Origin of the sequence: Ilumatobacter sp. (genome assembly GCF_030065885.1) — a bacterium.
Classification (GTDB): Bacteria; Actinomycetota; Acidimicrobiia; order Acidimicrobiales; family Ilumatobacteraceae; genus Ilumatobacter.
In genome coordinates this window covers 1-18,321 of sequence record NZ_JASJCS010000055.1, presented here as the reverse complement: position 1 = coordinate 18,321, position 18,321 = coordinate 1, and the positions used below count along the sequence as shown (strand labels likewise).

Annotated in this window: 21 protein-coding genes; 15 read left to right on the top strand and 6 right to left on the bottom strand. The window is 71.0% G+C overall.

Annotated elements, in window-relative coordinates; genetic code table 11:
• The first annotated feature begins 81 nt into the window (after positions 1-81).
• The 4 genes from QNJ12_RS12805 to QNJ12_RS12790 all read left to right on the top strand — a co-directional run bounded on the left by QNJ12_RS12805 (position 82) and on the right by QNJ12_RS12790 (position 3,227).
• Positions 82-273, top strand: coding sequence for a hypothetical protein (locus tag QNJ12_RS12805; RefSeq protein ID WP_300623046.1), 192 nt, complete (start codon positions 82-84; stop codon positions 271-273).
• On the top strand, positions 264-1,283 hold the full coding sequence (locus QNJ12_RS12800; RefSeq protein ID WP_300623045.1) for a metallophosphoesterase: 1,020 nt from the start codon (positions 264-266) through the stop codon (positions 1,281-1,283). Before QNJ12_RS12805 ends, QNJ12_RS12800 begins: the two co-directional genes overlap by 10 nt.
• The gene (locus tag QNJ12_RS12795) at positions 1,280-1,888 is read left to right on the top strand and encodes a ubiquinol-cytochrome c reductase iron-sulfur subunit (protein WP_300623044.1); all 609 of its coding nucleotides are present in this window, start codon (positions 1,280-1,282) and stop codon (positions 1,886-1,888) included. Before QNJ12_RS12800 ends, QNJ12_RS12795 begins: the two co-directional genes overlap by 4 nt.
• 61 nt (positions 1,889-1,949) lie before the next feature.
• Positions 1,950-3,227, top strand: coding sequence for a DNA recombination protein RmuC (locus tag QNJ12_RS12790; RefSeq protein WP_300623043.1), 1,278 nt, complete (start codon positions 1,950-1,952; stop codon positions 3,225-3,227).
• Between the two features lies 1 nt (position 3,228).
• On the opposite strand, the gene QNJ12_RS12785 is transcribed toward QNJ12_RS12790, so the two are convergent.
• Positions 3,229-4,188: a DUF2332 domain-containing protein gene (locus tag QNJ12_RS12785; RefSeq protein WP_300623042.1), complete on the bottom strand. Its 960-nt coding sequence runs from the start codon at positions 4,186-4,188 to the stop codon at positions 3,229-3,231.
• Entirely contained in the window at positions 4,185-4,592 is a 408-nt protein-coding gene (locus QNJ12_RS12780; protein ID WP_300623041.1) for a YbaN family protein, read from the bottom strand. The genes QNJ12_RS12785 and QNJ12_RS12780 overlap by 4 nt, the downstream gene beginning before the upstream one ends.
• Before the next feature lie 80 nt (positions 4,593-4,672).
• Between QNJ12_RS12780 and xseA the strand changes: the two genes are divergently transcribed.
• The 9 genes from xseA (at position 4,673) to QNJ12_RS12735 (ending at position 14,223) form a co-directional block, all read left to right on the top strand.
• On the top strand, positions 4,673-6,007 hold the full coding sequence (gene xseA, locus QNJ12_RS12775; protein WP_300623040.1) for an exodeoxyribonuclease VII large subunit: 1,335 nt from the start codon (positions 4,673-4,675) through the stop codon (positions 6,005-6,007).
• Complete coding sequence (xseB, locus tag QNJ12_RS12770) at positions 6,004-6,270, top strand: exodeoxyribonuclease VII small subunit (protein WP_300623039.1); 267 nt, start codon at positions 6,004-6,006, stop codon at positions 6,268-6,270. Before xseA ends, xseB begins: the two co-directional genes overlap by 4 nt.
• A gap of 9 nt (positions 6,271-6,279) precedes the next feature.
• On the top strand, positions 6,280-7,341 hold the full coding sequence (locus QNJ12_RS12765) for a polyprenyl synthetase family protein (protein ID WP_300623038.1): 1,062 nt from the start codon (positions 6,280-6,282) through the stop codon (positions 7,339-7,341).
• A gap of 1 nt (position 7,342) precedes the next feature.
• Positions 7,343-8,833: a phytoene desaturase family protein gene (crtI, locus tag QNJ12_RS12760; RefSeq protein ID WP_300623037.1), complete on the top strand. Its 1,491-nt coding sequence runs from the start codon at positions 7,343-7,345 to the stop codon at positions 8,831-8,833.
• Positions 8,834-8,874: 41 nt separating this feature from the next.
• Positions 8,875-9,798, top strand: coding sequence for a phytoene/squalene synthase family protein (locus QNJ12_RS12755; RefSeq protein WP_300623036.1), 924 nt, complete (start codon positions 8,875-8,877; stop codon positions 9,796-9,798).
• Positions 9,799-9,826: 28 nt separating this feature from the next.
• Positions 9,827-10,705, top strand: a complete 879-nt coding sequence (locus tag QNJ12_RS12750) for an N-acetyltransferase (RefSeq protein ID WP_300623035.1) — start codon at positions 9,827-9,829, stop codon at positions 10,703-10,705.
• 238 nt (positions 10,706-10,943) lie between these two features.
• Entirely contained in the window at positions 10,944-11,693 is a 750-nt protein-coding gene (locus QNJ12_RS12745) for a carotenoid biosynthesis protein (protein WP_300623034.1), read from the top strand.
• Positions 11,690-13,135 (top strand): NAD(P)/FAD-dependent oxidoreductase, encoded by a 1,446-nt coding sequence (locus QNJ12_RS12740; protein ID WP_300623033.1) that lies wholly within the window; start codon positions 11,690-11,692, stop codon positions 13,133-13,135. The genes QNJ12_RS12745 and QNJ12_RS12740 overlap by 4 nt, the downstream gene beginning before the upstream one ends.
• The gene (locus tag QNJ12_RS12735) at positions 13,132-14,223 is read left to right on the top strand and encodes a glycosyltransferase family 2 protein (RefSeq protein WP_300623032.1); all 1,092 of its coding nucleotides are present in this window, start codon (positions 13,132-13,134) and stop codon (positions 14,221-14,223) included. The genes QNJ12_RS12740 and QNJ12_RS12735 overlap by 4 nt, the downstream gene beginning before the upstream one ends.
• Positions 14,224-14,440: 217 nt before the next feature.
• Here the strand turns inward: QNJ12_RS12735 and QNJ12_RS12730 are convergent, their stop codons facing one another.
• Positions 14,441-15,067 carry a glycerol-3-phosphate acyltransferase gene (locus QNJ12_RS12730; RefSeq protein ID WP_300623031.1) on the bottom strand — a complete coding sequence of 209 codons (627 nt, stop codon included), beginning with the start codon at positions 15,065-15,067 and terminating at the stop codon, positions 14,441-14,443.
• Between QNJ12_RS12730 and QNJ12_RS12725 the strand changes: the two genes are divergently transcribed.
• Positions 15,052-15,756: a hypothetical protein gene (locus QNJ12_RS12725; RefSeq protein ID WP_300623030.1), complete on the top strand. Its 705-nt coding sequence runs from the start codon at positions 15,052-15,054 to the stop codon at positions 15,754-15,756. The two genes, QNJ12_RS12730 and QNJ12_RS12725, sit on opposite strands and share 16 nt — an antisense overlap.
• Here the strand turns inward: QNJ12_RS12725 and QNJ12_RS12720 are convergent.
• The 3 genes from QNJ12_RS12720 to QNJ12_RS12710 are packed head-to-tail and all read right to left on the bottom strand — an operon-like array spanning position 15,700 to position 17,745.
• A complete protein-coding gene (locus QNJ12_RS12720; protein WP_300623029.1) occupies positions 15,700-16,155 on the bottom strand; it encodes a sterol desaturase family protein in 456 nt (151 codons plus the stop codon). The two genes, QNJ12_RS12725 and QNJ12_RS12720, sit on opposite strands and share 57 nt — an antisense overlap.
• Positions 16,156-16,162: 7 nt before the next feature.
• Entirely contained in the window at positions 16,163-16,831 is a 669-nt protein-coding gene (locus QNJ12_RS12715) for an alpha/beta hydrolase (RefSeq protein ID WP_300623028.1), read from the bottom strand.
• A complete protein-coding gene (locus tag QNJ12_RS12710; RefSeq protein ID WP_300623027.1) occupies positions 16,828-17,745 on the bottom strand; it encodes an alpha/beta hydrolase in 918 nt (305 codons plus the stop codon). The genes QNJ12_RS12715 and QNJ12_RS12710 overlap by 4 nt, the downstream gene beginning before the upstream one ends.
• 68 nt (positions 17,746-17,813) lie before the next feature.
• On the opposite strand from QNJ12_RS12710, the gene QNJ12_RS12705 reads away from it, so the two are divergent.
• Complete coding sequence (locus tag QNJ12_RS12705) at positions 17,814-18,164, top strand: LysM peptidoglycan-binding domain-containing protein (RefSeq protein WP_300623026.1); 351 nt, start codon at positions 17,814-17,816, stop codon at positions 18,162-18,164.
• Positions 18,165-18,321 lie beyond the last annotated feature (157 nt).

Genomic DNA, 18,321 nt, shown 5'->3' with positions numbered 1-18,321 from the left:
ACGCATCGGCCCGCTCCCAGCCCCCGGGAATCCGACTCGTCAGCATGCAGGCGTTGCCCATCGCGGCACTAGGTTGTCGGCGTGCGCACCCCCGAGATCACGCCGGCGCCGAGCGACGAGGAAGCCGCCGCGATCAGCGCCGCGGTCGAAGCGCTGTGGCCGCGGCCGGCGATGGCCGGCGACGCGCCGCACGATCGCAGCACGGCGTGGCGCTTCAGCGGCCGCTGGTGGCAGCGCGACCGGTTCGCCCGGCGCGACCGGCCATGGAGCTGACCACGGTCGCCGACGACCTCGTCGTGATCCACGACGGCTCGGAGGTCCATCGCCACGACGGGCTCGCACCCGACCGTGAGTACCGGTTCTCCGACATGACGGCGCGCACCCTGCCACGGCCGCCGGGTGAGCTGCTGGTCCGCATCGCCACGGTCAACGACGTCCACTTCGGCGAGACCGAGTGCGGCCGCATCGACGATCACGCCGAGGGACCGATCATGCGATCAAAGCCTGGCGACGACCCCTACCCGGAGGTGATGAACCGGGCGGCGGCCGACGAGATGGCAGCGGCCGACGTCGACGCCGTCGTCGTCAAGGGCGATCTGTCGACCGACGGGCTCGACCACGAGTGGGAGGCGTTCGAGGCCTGCTACCGCGAGCCGTTCGGCGATCGGCTCCACGTCGTGCGTGGCAACCACGACGCCTACCACGGCCAGACCCGGTACGCCGGCGATCGGTGGATCGACCTCCCCGGGCTCACGATCGGCTTGCTCGACACGGTCATCCCGACCGAGACGACCGGCGGTCTGCGACGCGAGCAGCTCGACGCGGCCGACGCCCAGATCGCCCGCCGCGACGAGCGGGTGCTGCTGATGGGCCACCACCAGCAGTGGATCGCCAAGCACTCCGAGACTGGTCGGAGCGACGACTACTTCGGCCTCCATCCCGACGCGAGCGACGCGCTCGACGAGCTGTGCGCACGACGGTCGAACGTCATCGGGTACACCGCCGGCCACACCCACCGCCACCGGGTCCGCCCGATGACGCGAGCCGGCGTGCCGTCGGTCGAGGTCGGCTGCGTCAAGGACTTCCCGGGCACCTGGGCCGAGTACCGCGTGTACGAGGGCGGGGTGATGCAGGTGGTGCACCGCATGTCGTCGCCGGCGTCGCTCGAGTGGAGCGAGCGGTGTCGATTCCTCTACTCCGACTTCGGCGTCGACTACGAGACGTACGCGCTCGGCACGCTGGCCGAACGCTGCTTCGTCTTCCCCGATCGCACTTCGGCATGAGCCGCTGGAGCCGGCGCCGGTTCCTCGGCACGTCGGCCGCCGCGCTCTGCGCCGGCTGCACCGGCAGCGACGAGCCGGCGGTCCTCAGCGGCTCGTCGCGGGAGCTGGCCGAGACGCCGACCATCCCACCGCCCGGCCCGGGGCTGCTGCCGTTCGGGCAGCCGATCGACGTCGGGTCGATCGACGATGGTCGTGACGCGGCCGACGGTTCGCCGCTGTTCGTCGCCGAGGCGCGGGCCTGGCTCGTGGCAGTCGACCCCGCCGACGTCGAGGCGTTGCTGGCCGACCTCGACGACCGGTTGCACGATGGCCTCCGGGTCGGCCTGCTCGCCCTCTCGCAGCGTTGCCCGCACCTGGGCTGCAGGGTGCCCTTCTGCGAGAGCTCGGGCTGGTTCGAGTGCCCGTGCCACGGCAGCCGGTACACGCTCCACGGCGAGCATCGAGCGGGCCCGGGGCCGCGGGGGATGGACGCGCACCCGATCCTGATCGACGCCGACCGCGTGCTGGTCGACGCCGGTACCGTCATCGACGGCCCGGCGCTCGGCAGCGTGGTCGTCGACCGACCGGCCGCCGGCCCGCACTGCGTCGAACCAGCCGAGCGCTGAGTCTCCCCTGCTCACGGGGGGTCCGCGATCGGTGTGACACCCCCTGGTCATCATGGATGGCATGAACATCGTGTTGGTGATCGTGCTGCTCGTGGTCGTTGGGGTGGCCGCGGCGCTCGGCGCCGTCGAGGTGACTCGGCGGCGGTTCGAGGCGTCGCCGGCGACGCCCGACGCGCCACCGGTCGACGAGGTGGTCCACGAGGCCGTGGCGTCGGCGCTCGCCGAGATGCGCGAGCAGTCAGCGGCCGAGCGCGACGCCGCCGTGCAGGCGGCGCTGCAGCAGTCGGCCGTGCTGCAGCGCGAGCAGCTGGGCAGCGCGGCGCGCCAGGCCCGCGAGCAGACGTCGGCCGAGCTCACCGCCAAGAAGGACGTCATCGATTCGCGGCTCGACGCCGTGCATGCCGAGATGCGGTCCGAGCTCACGAAGCTCGGGTCGATGGTCAACACGCTCGCCGAGACCAGCGCCCAGAAGTTCGGCCAGGTCGACCAGTCCCTGCGGAGCCACGCCGAGATCACCCAGACGCTGTCCGACAGCGCGCGGGCGCTGCGCGAGGCGATGGCTTCCCCGACGGCGCGTGGGCAGTGGGGCGAGCGAATGGCCGAAGACGTCCTCCGGCTCGCCGGCTTCGTCGAGAACGTCAACTACGTGAAGCAGACGCAGCTCGACGGCGCCTCCGGGCGTCCCGACTTCACGTTCCCGCTGCCCAAGGGCCACGAGCTGTACATGGACGTGAAGTTCCCGATGGCGGGCTACCTGCGGTTCCTCGACGCCACCACCGAGGCCGAGCAGCAGGCGCATCGCGCGGCGTTCGTCCGCGACGTGCGCGCTCGGGTGAAAGAGCTCGCCCGGCGCGACTACGCCCGCGAGTCGGCCCGCACCTCGGTCGACTACGTCCTGCTGTTCCTGCCGAACGAGCAGTTGACCGGATTCATCCACGAGGCCGACCCCGGGCTGATCGACGACGCGATGAACCAGCGCGTCGTCATGTGCTCACCGCTCACGCTGTTCGCGTTCCTCGGCGTCATCCGGCAGGCGTACGACAACTTCGTGATCGAGCAGACCAGCGATCAGATCCTGGCGCTGATCGGCAAGTTCGGCACCCAGTGGCAGAAGTACTCCGAGCAGCTCGACAAGGTGAAGGGCAAGTTCGACCAGCTCGACCGGCAGTTCGACGAGTTGGTCGGCACGCGCAAGCGGCAGCTCGAGAAGCCGCTGCAACAGCTCGAGTCCGTCCGCCGCGAGCGCAACCTGCCGATCGACGGTCAGCTGTTCCCCGAGCTCGACGAGGGCGCCGATCCCGACGTGACGCCGCCCAACGTCCGCCGGCTCGGCGCCTGAGTCAGCGGCGCTCCGCCCACCAGAGCCAGCGACCGTGCGGATGGCTCACGGCGAGCGTCGTCGCGCCGTTGCGGCCCAACACGAAGTGTGCACCGGCCTCGGGTGCATCGACGGGGGCGCGTAGCTCGGTGACGACGCCGGGTGCCTCGTTCGACAGCCAGACCAGGTCGTCCGACGCCAGCCGAGCCGCCACGGCGCGGCGGCGAGCGGCGTCGACGTAGTTGAGCACTGCGGAGTGGATCACGACGACGGTGGCGTCGGGCGGTGCGGCAGCGAGCACGTCATCGAGTCGATCGAGGAGGTCGCCCCGCACCAGCTGCGGCGGGTCGGCGGCGACCACCGAGGCCGCGGCCCGCAGGCGGTCGACTCGATCGTCGTGCTCGGGCCAGATGCACGCCTCGAGCCAGGCCAGGTCGTCGGGATCTCGCACGTCGAGCGGGTTCAGGTCGATGCCCGCTCGCCAGACGACGTCGACGGGTCCGGGGTTCGGCACGTTGCCCGTGGTCGTCACGTCGATCGTGACGGGTGACGCTGGCGGTCCGACGGGTGCGTCGTCGTAGCGGATGCGGTAGGCGTCCGGGTACAGGCAGAGCCCGGCCGACGCGCCGATCTCGACGAGCGCGATCGGTTGGTGGAGGCCGGCCAGCGCCGGCAGGAACGTGGCGGTGCGTGCCGGCTCGTTGGTCTGCGTCGAGCGATCGCGGACGACGAGCTCGACATCGCCCCACCGAGCTCGCAGGAACTCGAGCGCCGCCTCGGTCTCGCCGACGGGCGCTCCGAGATGGCGGCACGCGGCGAACAGCAGGTTGGGCTGCCGCTTCTGGTCTGGGAGCCGCTCGAGCAAGCCGATCAGATGGTCGTCGTCGGCGATCGCCATCGCCAGCCGTTCACAGGTCGGCGACGACCCGGCGGCTTCGCGGCTCGCGAAGTGGCGATACCACGTACGCGTGTCGACGCTCATCCGGGATTGGTCAGCAGCTCGGGTGGTGTGGTCGGCACGCGCCTGCCGACGTACCACACGCCGACCGCAGCCACGAGCGCGATGCCGATCCGGAATGCGAGCACGTCGACGACGACGATGCTGATCGACGTGAACACGACGATCATGCCGATCGCCCAGTACTTGGCCCGGATCGGCATCCCGAGGCCGTCGCGGTACCGCTGCACCGCCGGGCCGATGCGCGGGAGGTCGAGGACCCACTGCTCGAGGCGAGGGTTCGACTTCGCGAAGCAGGCCGCGGCGGCGATGAAGAACACCGTGGTGGGCAGCCCGGGCACGACGATCCCGATCGCTCCGACCGCGACCGACAGCAGCCCTAACGCGACCCACGCCCCCCGGCGCAGGAGGTCGAGTAGCCGCTGCATGGCCACCATCGTGGCGGTGGCTCACCGCATCGGCAACGGTCGTTGGTCCCGTGCGTCCCCTGATCAGGCAGAATCGGTCCGTGAGCCAGCCCGCGTTCGACTTCGGCGACGAGCCGCTCGATGATCCGACCAACCCGACGTACACCGTCGGTGAGCTGGCCGATGCTGTCAACGACCAGCTCCGGCGCGGGTTCGGCGACGGCGTGTGGGTCCGCGGCGAGATCGACGGTCTGCGCAACAGCGGTCCCCACACCTACTTCTCGCTCGTCGAACACGGCGACCAGGGCAAGGCCGTGCTGAACGTCTCGCTGTTCGCGCCGATGAAGCGCAACCTCACCCCGGTGCTCAAGAAGAACCGCCTCGACCTGGGCAACGGCATGAAGGTTCGCATCTTCGGTCATCTCGACTACTACGCGCCCAACGGCCGACTCGGCCTGAAGATGGCCGGCATCGACCCTCGGTTCACACTGGGTGAGCTCTCCCAGGCCCGTGACCAGGTCGTCCGCCGCCTGGTCGCGAGCGGCCTGTACGACGCCAACCGGGGGCGCGTGCTCTCGCCGGTGCCACTCCGCGTCGGGGTCGTCACGAGCGTCGGCACGGCGGCGTGGCACGACTTCCGCGACGAGCTCGATCGGAGCGGCCTCGGCTTCTCGCTCGCCGTCTGCGACACACGTGTCCAGGGTGAATGGGCCGAGGCGTCGGTCGCGGCGTCGATCCGCACGCTCGCTGCCCGCACCGACCTCGACGTCGTCGTGGTGATCCGTGGCGGGGGTGCTCGCAACGAGCTCGCCACGTTCGACGCCGAGGCGATCGCCCTCGCGATCGCCACCAGCCGGCTGCCGGTGCTGACCGGGCTCGGTCACGAGGTCGATCGCAGCGTCGCAGACGAAGTCGCACACACGGCGCTCAAGACCCCGACCGCGTGTGCCGGCGCTCTCGTCGAGCGGGTCACCGCGTATCGCGACGCCGCCGAGGACCGGTGGGCTCGCATCGCTGCGGTGGGTCGCCGCTCCGTCGCCGAGGGTGCGACTGCGCTGTCCGACCGTGCCCACCGGATCGCCCGCCGCACGCACGCTGCCGTCGAGCGCGCCGACGAGCGCCTCGACACCCGCGTCGAGCGAGTCCGGTCCGCGCCCGAACGTCAGCGCGTCGCGGCCGGGCGCCACATCGCCGGCCTCGCTGCACGCGTCGCGCGCCGAGCACCCCAGCTGATCACCGCAGAGCAGGATGGCCTGATCCAGCGCGAGGCCCGCCTCGCGCTGCTCGACCCGGCCAACCTGCTCCGGCGCGGCTGGAGCATCACCCGGCGCACCGACGGCGCCGTTGTCCGATCCACCGACGACGTCGCGGTCGGCGACGTGGTCACGACACGAGTCGCCGACGGCGACCTGACCAGTCGAATCGAGGAACCGTGAACGAACCGACGATCAGTGCCGACGAGATCGGCTACGCCGATGCGCTCGGCGAGCTCGACGACATCCTCCGCGAGCTGGAGGGCGCGGACGTCGACGTCGACCGGCTCGCCGACCGGGTCGCTCGCGCGGCTGACCTCATCGCCCTGTGCCGCGAGCGGATCGGTCACGCCAAGCTGCGGATCGACGAGGTGATCGCCGATCTCGACGCGGCGACCGGCGAATCCACCGATCAGGGTCGAGCAGCCGACGGCGAACCCGCATAGCCTTGCCGTGTGTCCCAGCTAGCCCCTCCGAGCCTGCGACGCATCGCTGACCGCGTCGCAGCGCGCCTCGAGGCGCACCTCGTGCCCGAGCACGAGCGGTGGAGCGCGTTCGACGTCGATCTGGCCGAGCCGATGGCCGAGATCCGCCGGCTGGTCCTGTCGGGCGGCAAGCGACTCCGGCCGGCGTTCTGCCACTGGGGCTTCGTCGGTGCGGGTGGCGACGCCGAGGCCCAGATCGTGGCCGACGCCGGGGCGGCGTTCGAGTTGATGCACGCGTTCGCGCTGTTCCACGACGACGTGATGGACGATGCGCCGACACGCCGGGGTCAGCCGACGACCCACACCGTCTTCGCCAAGCAGCACGCCGACGGTGGTTGGAACGGCGAGGCGCGCCGGTTCGGCGAGGGCATCGCGGTCCTGATCGGCGACCTGGCCTTCGTCTATGCCGACCAGTTGCTCGCCGATGCCAATCGAACGGCGTGGCGCCTGTGGAACGACCTCCGTATCGAACTGAACGTCGGGCAGGTGCTCGACATCGTGGGTTCGGTCCGAGGTGTCCGCGATGTCGAGCAGGCCGAGCGGATCTGTCGCTACAAGTCGGGCAAGTACACGATCGAGCGGCCGCTCCACATGGGCGCCGCGCTCGCCGCTCCCGAGCGGTTCGACGAGCTCGCGCCGATGCTCAGTGCGTACGGCCTGCCGCTCGGCGACGCCTTCCAGATGCGCGACGACGTGATGGGCGCGTTCGGCGACGAGGCCTCGACCGGCAAGCCGGTCGGCGACGATCTCCGCGAGGGCAAGCCGACCCCGCTGCTGGCGCGAGCCCTGGCCGCCGCCGACGCGGCCCAGCGCTCGGTGCTCGATCAGGTGGGCAACCCCCGGCTCAGCGCGTCCGCGATCGCCGACGTCCAGCAAGTCATCATCGACACCGGCGCGCTGGCCGATCTCGAGGCATCGATCGCTCGGCTCACCGACGAAGCGGTCGCTGCGATCGACGCCACCGACCTCGTCGACCCGGCGCGCGACGAGCTCATCGCACTGGCCGCCTTCGTCAGCCAGCGGGAGGTCTGACGTGCGCGTCACCGTCGTCGGGGCGGGCCTCGGCGGGCTCGCCGCTGCCGCGCACCTGGTCGGTCGTGGCCACGACGTCACCGTGCTCGAGCGGGCGTCGATCCCCGGGGGGCGCGCCGGTCTCATCGACGAGGCCGGCTTCCGTCTCGACAACGGCCCGACGGTCTTGACCATGCCGAACCTCCTCGCCGACGCGTTCGCCGCCGCAGGCCGCGACATGGCCGACTACGTCACCGTGAAGCCGGTCGACCCGATGTACCGGGCGGTGTACGCCGACGGTTCGGTGCTGCACGTCCGCCACGGCCGAGAGGCGATGGCCGAGGAGATCCGCGGCTTCGCCGGGTCCCGTGAGGCCGATGCGTTCCACCGGTTCTGCCGTTGGCTCGGCGACCTGTACGAGATCGAGATGGCCAACTTCATCGACGCCAACTTCGATTCGGTGCTCGACCTCCTCAAGCCGTGGCGAGCCGGACTCGACCTGATCCGGCTCGGCGGGTTCGGCAAGCTCGACCAGAAGGTCGCGTCGTTCTTCGACGACGAGCGCCTGCGGCGCATCTTCAGCTTCCAGTCGATGTACGCAGGGCTGGCACCGAAGGATGCGCTGGCGCTCTACTCGGTCATCACCTACATGGACTCGGTCGAGGGCGTGTTCGTGACCGAGGGCGGCATGCACGAGATGGCGCGCGGGCTCGCCACCGCGTTGACCGACGCCGGCGTCGCCTTCCGATACGACGCGCCGGTGACCCGCATCCTGCGCACCGGCGATGGCGCCGTCACCGGCGTCGAGGTCGCCGGGGAGGAGCGCGTCGTCGCCGACGCCGTCGTCTGCAACGCCGACCTCCCGGTTGCGTATCGCACCCTCGTCGGCGGTGTCGAAGCGCCCCGGGCCGCCCGCCGGGGCCAGTACTCGCCGTCGTGCCTGCTCTGGGTGGCGGGCGTGCGAGGCGCGCCACCGTCGGACGCCGCCCACCACAACATCCACTTCGGTCGCGACTGGGACGCCGCGTTCGAGGCCATCATCAAGCGCGGAGTGCGGATGCCCGACCCGTCGGTGCTCGTCACGCTGCACTCGCTCGACGACCCCACGCTCGCTCCGGAGGGCTGCTCGACGATCTACGCGCTCGAGCCGACGCCCAACCTCGACGGCCGCCTCGACTGGGCCCGCGACGGCGAGCGTTTCGCCGGCGAGCTCAAGAAGCGAGTCGGCGAGCTCGGTTACCCGGTCGACGACGTGGTGGTCGAGCGGGTGTACGACCCGCTCGACTGGGAGTCGATGGGCATGGAGCGCGGCACGCCATTCGCGCTCGCGCACACGTTCCGGCAGACCGGCCCGTTCCGACCGAACAACGTCGACAGGAAGGTGCCCGGCCTGGTCTTCACGGGGTCGTCCACCCTGCCGGGCGTCGGCGTCCCGATGGTCCTCGTCTCCGGCAAGCTGGCTGCCGATCGCGTCGACGAGTACGCACGTGAGACATCGGTCGTGAGGTGGTGAGGTGGTGAGGTGGTGACGGCGAGCCGAGGAGCCCAGCGGTGATGCGGCTGTCGTTCCGCCGCACGCCGCCGATTCCGACCACGCAGCTGCTCCCCGACGGCCCGGTCACCCTCGAGCAGTCGTACGCGCTCTGCCGTGACTTCAACCGGCGTCACGGCACCACCTACTACTGGTCGACGCAGGTGCTGCCTCAGGTCAAGCGCCACCACGTGCATGCGCTGTACGCGTTCGCCCGCTACGCCGACGACATCGTCGACGAGATCCCCTCCCAGGGTGGGCGCGACGTCCCTGTCGCGGAGCGGGCCGCAGCCCTGCGATCGTTCGGTGAGCGCTTCTTCGCCGATCTCGACGACGGGCGGTCCGGCGACCCGGTCCTGAAGGCGGTCGTGCACACCGTGAAGGCCTTCGACATCGACCCGGACGCATTCCGCCGTTTCCTGCGATCGATGGAGATGGACCTCACGATCGAGTCGTACGACACCTGGGACGACCTGCTCGGCTACATGGACGGCTCGGCGGCGGTGATCGGCGAGATGATGCTCCCGATCCTCGAGCCGACCGACCTCACGGCCGCCACGCCACGCGCTCGCGATCTCGGCAACGCCTTCCAGCTCACCAACTTCCTCCGCGACATCGACGAGGACCTCGACCGCGGTCGCCAGTACCTGCCGCAGGAGGACATGCGCAAGTACGGCGTCGACCTCGGCGATCGCCGGGTCACGCCGGACTTCGTCGACCTGATGCGGTTCGAGATCGCACGCTGCCGCGAGCTCTACGCCTCGGCCGAGCTCGGCATCGCGATGCTTCCCGACCGCAGCGCCCGCTGCATCCGGGCGGCGTACCGCCTGTACGGCGGCATCCTCGACGAGATCGAGGAAGCCGGGTACGACGTCTTCGGCGGGCGTGTCTCGGTCCCGACCTGGAAGAAGCTCGGGGTGGCGACCGCGGAGTTCCTGCGCCGCTGAGCGCCGTCGCCTCTGCGACACTCGTCCCATGGAGCTCCGACGTGCGGCCGCAGGTGACCGCCCGACCCTCGCTGCGCTCGCCGCGCGCCTCCAGCAGCTGCCGTACCGGCACATCGCCTACCTCGGCGACGACGCCGCGACGATCGCGGCCGAGATGATCGAGGAGGACGACGACTGGACGTCGGTTGCCTCGGTCGCATCGGTCGCCGGCGAGCTCGCCGGCTGGCTGATGGGGTCGATCGACGAGGAGATGGGGCGCGTCTGGTGGTTCGGCCCGTTCATCGCTCCCGAGCACGACGGGGCGTGGACCGATCTCGCCGACGGCCTGTACGCGCACGCCAGCCGTCAGCTCCCGCCAGCGGTCGTCGAGCAGGAGATGGCGTGCGACGCCGAGTTCGAGCTCCTCGTCCTGTGGTCGGTCGGTCACGGCTTCCACGCCGATCCCGGCTCGGTGGCGCTCGAGTCGACCGAGCCGTTGCCGCCGCCGTCGATTCCGTGTCGACGTACCACGGCCGACGACGTGGCGACGGTCGGTCGGCTCCACGACCAGCTGTTCCCGGGCACGCACACGACGGGCGCCGCGCTCGTCGTCGGCAACGACGCGACCCACGTTCGACTCGCGGTCGAGCGCGACGGGGTCGCGGTCGGCTACGTCGCAGTCCAGCGCCACCCCGACGCAAGCGGCTACATCGACTTCGTCGGCGTCGACCCACGGTGCCGTCGGCAGGGTCTCGGCGCCGAGTTGATCCGCGCCGGCGCGGCCGTGCTGCGCGAGACGCTCGGCTGCCAGCGCCTGCACCTGACCGTGCGCGAGGCGAACACGGCCGCACGGGCGCTGTACCGGTCGCTGGGCTTCACCGAGAGCCGCGTGATCGTCCCGCTCCGCAAGGGCTTCTCCCTCCCCTGAGTTGCGGATGTGCCAGGGAGCCCAGCCGAGGGACGGGGCGACCCGATCGTGGCGGTGCACGGAGTCGCCCGCGAAGCAAGGCGACGGGGAAGCCGTTCGCCGCGCAAGGCGTTCCTAGCCGCTGAAGCCCCAGGCACGTCTCGGAACTCCATCCCGACACTCGTCGCCGCTGCTCGCCACCGGCTGATCCCGAGGACAGATGTGCCGGGCGCCGTTCGGACATGACAGGGTGAGCGACATGGTCGGCCCTCGAACGGTGCAGCTGCTGGCGTCCGCCGTGACCGCAGCGGGCATGGTGGCCACGCCCCTCAACGCGCAGGGTGGCGTGGCACGACGCCTGCTCTCCTCGGTCGTCGTCGGCGGCCTGTTCGCCACCACCACGTCAGCGACGGTTTCGCGGTGGGGATCGGTGCGTTCGCTGCTCGCCGCGACGTCGACGGCGGTCGGCACGACGTGGGTCGAACACGTCGGCACTCGCACCGGCCGACCCTTCGGTGCGTACCGGTACACGGACGCGCTCCGTCCCCAGGTCGCCGGCGTGCCGGCGATCGTGCCGCTCGCCTGGTTCGCAATGGCCGTGCCGGCCCGCGAGACGGCTCACGCTGCGCTCGGCGACCGGTCGAACCCGCTGACCCGCGTCGCCGGCGGCGCTGCGGCGCTCACCGCATGGGATCTCTTCCTCGATCCGCAGATGGTGGGCGAGGGGTACTGGCGGTGGACGCGGCGGGGCGTCTACCGCGGCATCCCGCTCTCGAACTTCGTGGGCTGGTTCGCGTCGAGCCTCGGCGTGATGACGCTGCTCGAGGTGCTGCTGCCGGCCGAGGAGCCGGCCGCCGACCTCGTCGCCGAGTACGGCTTCATGGCGGCGATGGAGACCGTCGGGTTCGCCGCATACTTCCGCGACCGGGTGGTCGCCGTGGCGGGTGGGGCGGCGATGGTGCCGGTGGCGGCCGTCGCGGCGATCCGGCTGCTAGGACGACGGATGTGAAGATCGTCATCATCGGCGCCGGCATCGGCGGCCTGGCGACCTCGATCCGCCTCGCCGCAGCCGGACACCACGTGGTCGTGCTGGAACGCAATCCGATGGTCGGCGGCAAGTTCGCGACCCTCGAGGAGGGCGGCTTCACGTTCGATCTCGGCCCCTCGTTGCTGACCCTGCCGCACGTGTTCGACGAGCTCTTCCAGCTGGCGGGAACGACGCTCGCCGACGAGGTCGAGCTCGTCCGCCTCGACCCCCAGTTCAGCTATCGCTGGCCGAACGGCTCGACGCTCGAGATCCCCGACGACCGGGCGGCCCGCCGTGCTGCGCTCGACGCGTTCAGTCCGGGTTCGGGCGACGAGTGGGCGAGGTTCGCCGAGCGAGCCGAGCGGATCTGGGAGATCAGCGAGCGCACGTTCCTCGCAGGACCGATGGGCTCGGCATTCTCGCTGTTGTCGCGGATGCGATCGCCGCTCGATCTCGCCCGCATCGATGGCAACCGCACGCTCGCCAAGTCGGCGAAGTCCCACTTCGAGGACCCGCGCCTCCAGCAACTCGTCGGTCGCTATGCGACCTACTCCGGGTCATCGCCGTTCAAGGCGCCGGCGACGCTGGCGTGCATCCCCTACGTCGAGGAGGCGTTCGGTTGCTGGTACGTCATGAGCGGGCTCGGGCGACTCCGTGACGCGATCGAACGCGTCGCCGACGGCATGGGCGTCGAGATCCGCACCGGCGTCGACGTCGGCAGCATCGTCACCGACGGCGGCCGGGTCGCCGGCGTCGCCCTCGCCGACGGAGGCGCGGAGGGGGCCGACGTCGTGGTCGCCAACGTCGACGCGGCACATCTCTACACCGACCTCCTGCCGAGCGAGAAGGAGGCCAAGCAGCTCGACCAGGTCGGCAAGTCGACCAGCGGGTTCGTCGTCTGCGCTGCCGTGCGCGGCCGCACCGAGGGGATCGCCCACCACAACGTGTTCTTCTCGCTCCACGACCAACAGGAGTTCCGGTACCTCGAATCGGGGAACCTGCCGCTCGACTACACGATCTACGCCTGCGTGTCGTCGGTGACCGATCCGAGCCAGGCACCGCCCGATCACGAGAACTGGTACCTCCTCGTGAACACGCCGCCGGAGATCGGCATCGACAAGAAGATCATGACCGCCGGCGTCCTCAACCGGCTGGCCGAACGCGGCGTCGATCTGCGTGACCGGATCGATTTCACCCGGACGCTCGTGCCGGCCGACTTCGAGGCTCGCTACCGAGCGATCGGTGGCGCGATCTACGGCACCTCCTCGAACGGGAAGCGGGCGGCGTTCGCCCGCCCGAACAACGTCGGGCCGATCGACGGCCTGTACCTCGCCGGCGGCTCGAGCCATCCCGGCGGCGGCTTGCCGATGGTCACGATCAGCGCCCGCATCGTCGCCGACCTGATCGCCGAACGCGAGGGATGAAGCCCGGCCCACTGACGATGGTCCGGGCCGTCGCCGGAGCGACGGCGCTCGCGCGGCTGGCGGGAGCCGCGCGGACGCGCCGGCCCGTGACCTGCCGGCTCGGACGGGACACGTCGCCGCCCTCGATCTCGGTGGTCGTGCCGGCGCGCGACGAGGCGGCGCGGATCGGGCCGTTGCTCGAGCGAGTCGTGGGTGCGCCGGGCGTGGCGGAGGTGGTGGTGGTCGACGACGAGTCGACCGACGAGACGGCGTCGGTCGCCGCACGGGCCGGCGCCCACGTCGTGTCGGGACGGCCCGTTCCGCCAGGCTGGGTCGGCAAGACGTGGGCGATGCAGCAGGGCCTCGAGGCGGCACGCGGCGAGTGGATCGTCACGCTCGACGCCGACACCCGTCCCGATCCGGCGTTGCCCGTCTCGGTGGTCGCGCGAGCGGTCGCCGATGGTACCGAGCTGCTGACGGTCGCCGGGCGCTTCGAGTGCCCGACGTCGGGATCCCAGTGGCTGCATCCGGCGATGCTGACCACGCTCGTCTACCGGTTCGGCCCGCCGGGCCGGGCGGTGCCGCCACGCCCGGACCGCATGATGGCCAACGGGCAGTGCATGGCGTTTCGCCGTACCGGCCTGCTGGCGATCGGTGGCTTCGAGCCGGTTGCCGGCGAGGTGGTGGAGGACGTGGCGCTCGCCCGGCTCCTCGCCGGGCAGGGTTGGCGGGTCGACTTCCTCGACGCTGCCGATCTGTTGACGGTCCGCATGTTCGAGTCGTTGGCCGAGACCTGGTCGGGATGGGGACGCTCGATCGCACTGCCCGGTGTCGAACCGCGGTGGCGGCAGGTGACCGAGGCGGGCGTCCTCGCACTGGCGCTGCCGTTGCCGTTGCTGCGCGCGATCGGCGGGCGTGCCGACGCGATCGACCTGGTGCTGCTGGCAGCGCGGGCCGGGACGCTGGCCGGCACGCGGAGGGCCTATGCCGGGGCGCGTGCGGTCTACTGGCTCTCTCCGCTGGCCGACCCGGTCGCCGTCGCAGCGCTGCTGCGCGGTGCGCTGCGGGGCCGGCAGACCTGGCGCGGCCGCACCTACGTGCTCCGTTGAGTGTGGGACGGCCTCGACCTTGCGGCAGTCACGAGGACAACGGTTGTCGTGTCGTCCGCCGCAGAGTGGTTTCGGCAGGTGATGCTCGTTGGTGCGCTTCGCTGGATTCCGCGGCAGTCGTCATGTCGTCGGATGTCGTGTCGTCCGCCGCACAGTGGGGTGGGTGATGCTGTGGCAGCAAGGGCGACCCGAGGATGTCGTGTCGTCTGCCGCAGAGTCAGCCGGGCGTCGCCTCGGCGGGTGAGGCGAGTGCAGCTTGCGCGAAGCGCACACCGATGAACGTCATCAGCGCGCCGGTCGTGGCCGTCCGCACCGGGCCGTCGACCACGAGCTGGGCGATCGGGTAGACGACGATCCCGACACGGGCCGCCCAGGCGAAGCTCCGGGTGGTCATCCACACCGCCAGCAGCGCAGCGACACCGATCACCGCTGCCACCGGGCCGACGACGAGCGCCGTCCCGACGAACGTGAGGACACTCCGGCCACCTCGGAAACCGGCGAAGACCGGCCACGCATGGCCCACCATCGCAGCGCCCCCGCCGACGTACGCGAGCCACCAGTCGCCCTCGGCCGCCACGACGGCGCCGAGACCAGCGGCGACCGCCCCCTTGGCCACGTCGCCGACGAACACCGGCAACGCCGACCTCGCACCGAGCTGCTCCTTCGCGTTCCAGTAGCCCGGGTTCCGGTCGCCCACCGTGCGCAGGTCCCCGGCCCGGCGCCGCGCCGCCACGAGGTTCGCGATCGGGACCGACCCGACGAGGTAGCCGACGGCGCTGACGAGGAGGATCGTGACGACCGTCGGCACGGCTGCCAGCATGGCCGACGATGAGCCGGATCGCATCGTTCCACCTCGTACGCGGGCGATCGGCCGTGCGCACGTTGGCACACCTCGGCAGCGACCGCGTGCGGCTCCGCTCGGTCGACGGGCTCGCCTTCTGGCGCCTGCTCGGCACCGGTCGCGATGACGACACGGCGCCCTCGGCCGACCTCCGCCGTTCCGCCTTGTTCGCGGTCTGGGACGACGAGTCGGCGCTCGAAGCCTTCCTCGCCTCGCATCCGGTCCCGCAGCGCTGGGGCAGCGCCGAGGAGGCGTGGCACGTCCGGCTCCGGGGTGTCGGCGGGCACGGTCGCTGGCGAGGTGTCGCGGTGCTCGATCAGCTCGAACGCGGCTCCGGCGCCGGCCCGATCGCGATCATCACCCGCGCCGACGTCCGGCTTCGATCGTGGCGACGGTTCTCGGCGGCGGGCCGACCCGTCAGCGACGAGGTTCGATCAGCGGCGGGGCTGCTCGCCGTCGTCGGCATCGGCGAGGCTCCGGTCGGCCGCCTCGGAACGTTCAGCCTGTGGCGGACGCTGGACGACGCCCGGTCGTTCGCGTCCTCGATGCCCCACCATCGAGACGTCGTCGCACGCACGCGCGCCGAACGGTGGTACGGCGAGGAGCTCTTCGCCCGCTTCGAACCGTACGCCGCGTCAGGTTCCTGGGGCGGACGCGACCCGCTCGCGGACGTGGCGCGGCACGACGGGTAGCAGCATCCCGTAGGGCGCCGCGTTGAACCGGTGGTGCAGCCGGTGCGCGGCGGCCAGCCGCTCGAGCAGCGCAGGACGCCAGTCGCCGAACCACCTGAGGCGGCCGTGGATGTACACGTCGTGGACGACCGCATACGCCGCGCCGTAGAGCGTGATGCCGACGGCGACCGGCACGACCGGCGACCAGCCGTCGAGGTTGAGGCCGAGAGCGAAGAGCCCGCAGACCAGCGCTGCGAACACGACCGGGAACGCATCGTTGGCCTCGAACCGGGCGGCGAGACGACGATGGTGGCTGCGGTGGAGGGCGATGCCGACACCGTGCATCACCCAACGGTGGGTGGCCGCCGTGAGCGGTTCCATCGCGACGAAGGCGACGAGGGCGATGACGATCGGGGGCACGATGCTCTCAGCTCTGCTCGAACACCGAGTCTGTGCGATCGGGGGAGTAGCGCGCAAGGCCTTCCGCGATGTTCGCTGCCTGCTCGACACCGAACTCGTCGGCGACCGCGGCGATCCACGCCGGCCGGAACCGGGCTGCCACCGTGATCGGTGCTTCGAGCGGTGAGCCCTCGACGGCCAGGCGAGCGAACGTGGTGGCATAGTCGGGTGGGCGGAGGTCGCGTCCGAGCTCGACCAGCGCATACGGGTCGGGCGTCGACCCGACGGGCTGCAAGGAGAACACCGGTTGCGACACCGGCACGCTCGGACCGCCCGACAGTCCCGGACCGTCGGTGAGCACCGTGCCGTGCACCCGGTCGGCGCGGGCCCCGGCCAGCAGCAGCGCGATGTAGGCCCCGACGCCGCGCCCGACCACGGTCGCCGTCCCCAGCTCGTGGAGCGCTGCATCGGCGTCGGCCAGGAGGATCTCGGCGGTGTAGCCACCGCCGACCGGGAGGGTCGACGCCCCGTGACCCGTGAAGTCGAGCCCGAACACCGGGCCGGGCCACACCTCGGCGACCTCGGGCGAGCTGGTCGGCGTCCGCTCACCGAGCCCGTGCAGCAGGAGCAGCGGCGTACCGGCGCCGCTGCGCAGCTCGTGGAGCGCCAGCTCGATCTTGTTGTGGGCGATGATCACGCCGGCGCCCCGAGGAACTCGAGCACTCGTCCTGCGATCTCGTCGGGCTGCTCGATGTGGGCGAAGTGGCCCATGTCCTCGAGGAGCTCGAGGCGTCCACTGCGGGGCATGAACGGTTCGACCTCGCCCGGACGGGTACCCCAGCCCATCTCCTCCTGCACGCCGACGAGCATGCCGTAGAACGGTGCGTCGAGGCCGGCGAGCCGCATCAGCGACCACTCGGGCCGCCACGGTCCGAAGCCACCGAAGCGCATCGACGGGTCGAGCTTCCACCGCCACCCCTCGTCGGTCTCCTGTGCGCCGACCGTGACGAGGTAGCGCAGCCACTCGATGGGCAGGCGCGGGTTCATGCGGCCGCGCCGGCGAGCGACGTCGTCGATCGAACCGGGCTTGCGCTGTGCCCCGGCCGTTCGTCGTCGGTGGTCGAGCCAGCCGGTCAGCTCGCCGATCAGCATCTTGGTGCGCTCGTGCTCGGCCACGTCGGGGATCGGTCGCTTGGCGGGGATGCCGTCGATGTTGACGAGGCTCTTGAAGCGGAACGGCTGCGCGTCGGCGAGCTGCACCATCATCGCCCCGCCCTTCGAGTGACCGACGACCGCCACGGCATCACGGCCGGCGACGTGATCGAACACGGCGGTCGCATCGCGGAGGTCGGCGTCCCACGAGTACAGGTGGGCGTGCTGGCTGTCGCCGTGGCCGCGATGATCCCAGCTCACGACGCGCCAGCCGGCCGCCGCCAACTTCGGCGCGAAGACGTCGTACGTGCGGGCGAAGTCGAAGCCGCCATGGGCGAGCAGCAGCGGTGGAGCCGTCGCCTCACCCCACTCGTGCACGGCGATCGCGAGTCCGCCGGCGTCGATGTGGTACTCGCGATCGGGGGCTTCGGCGCCGGGGTAGGTGGGGAGGTCGGGCATCCTGGTGGAGGCTAGGCAGCGCGGCCTACGATCCTGCACCTGGGTTCACCGGTTGGTGCCCCGTGCTCATGCGTCGACTCGTTCTCCTCCCCGTGCTGGCCACCTGGGCCGTCGTGATGGTGGCGTGTGGCACGTCGGGAGGCGGCTCGGCCGAGACGCTCCCGCCGATTCGCACGACGACGACGCTGGCGGTCACGACGACCACCGTCGATCCGCGTGACCGCATCTACATCGTGCAGCAGGGCGACAACCTCAGCGAGATCGCACGGAGCTACCAGGTCACGGTGGCGATGATCGTCGAGCTGAACCGCCTCACCGGCGAGACGATCCAGCCCGGCCAGGAGCTGCGGATCCCGAACATCCGCATCGATCTGACGTTGCCGACGATCCCGGAGACGTCGACGACGGAGCCGCCCTGATAGGTGGGTCTGCTGCGACCGGCGCTCCGGTGTGTTGTGACCTAGTGGCGCGTCAAGCAACGTTTGCGCGGTTGATGAGTTCGGTGAGTTGTCGGTTGCGGGCGTTGGTGTTGCGCCAGCGGATGTAGCGGCGGATCATCGCAGCTTGTGCTTTGTG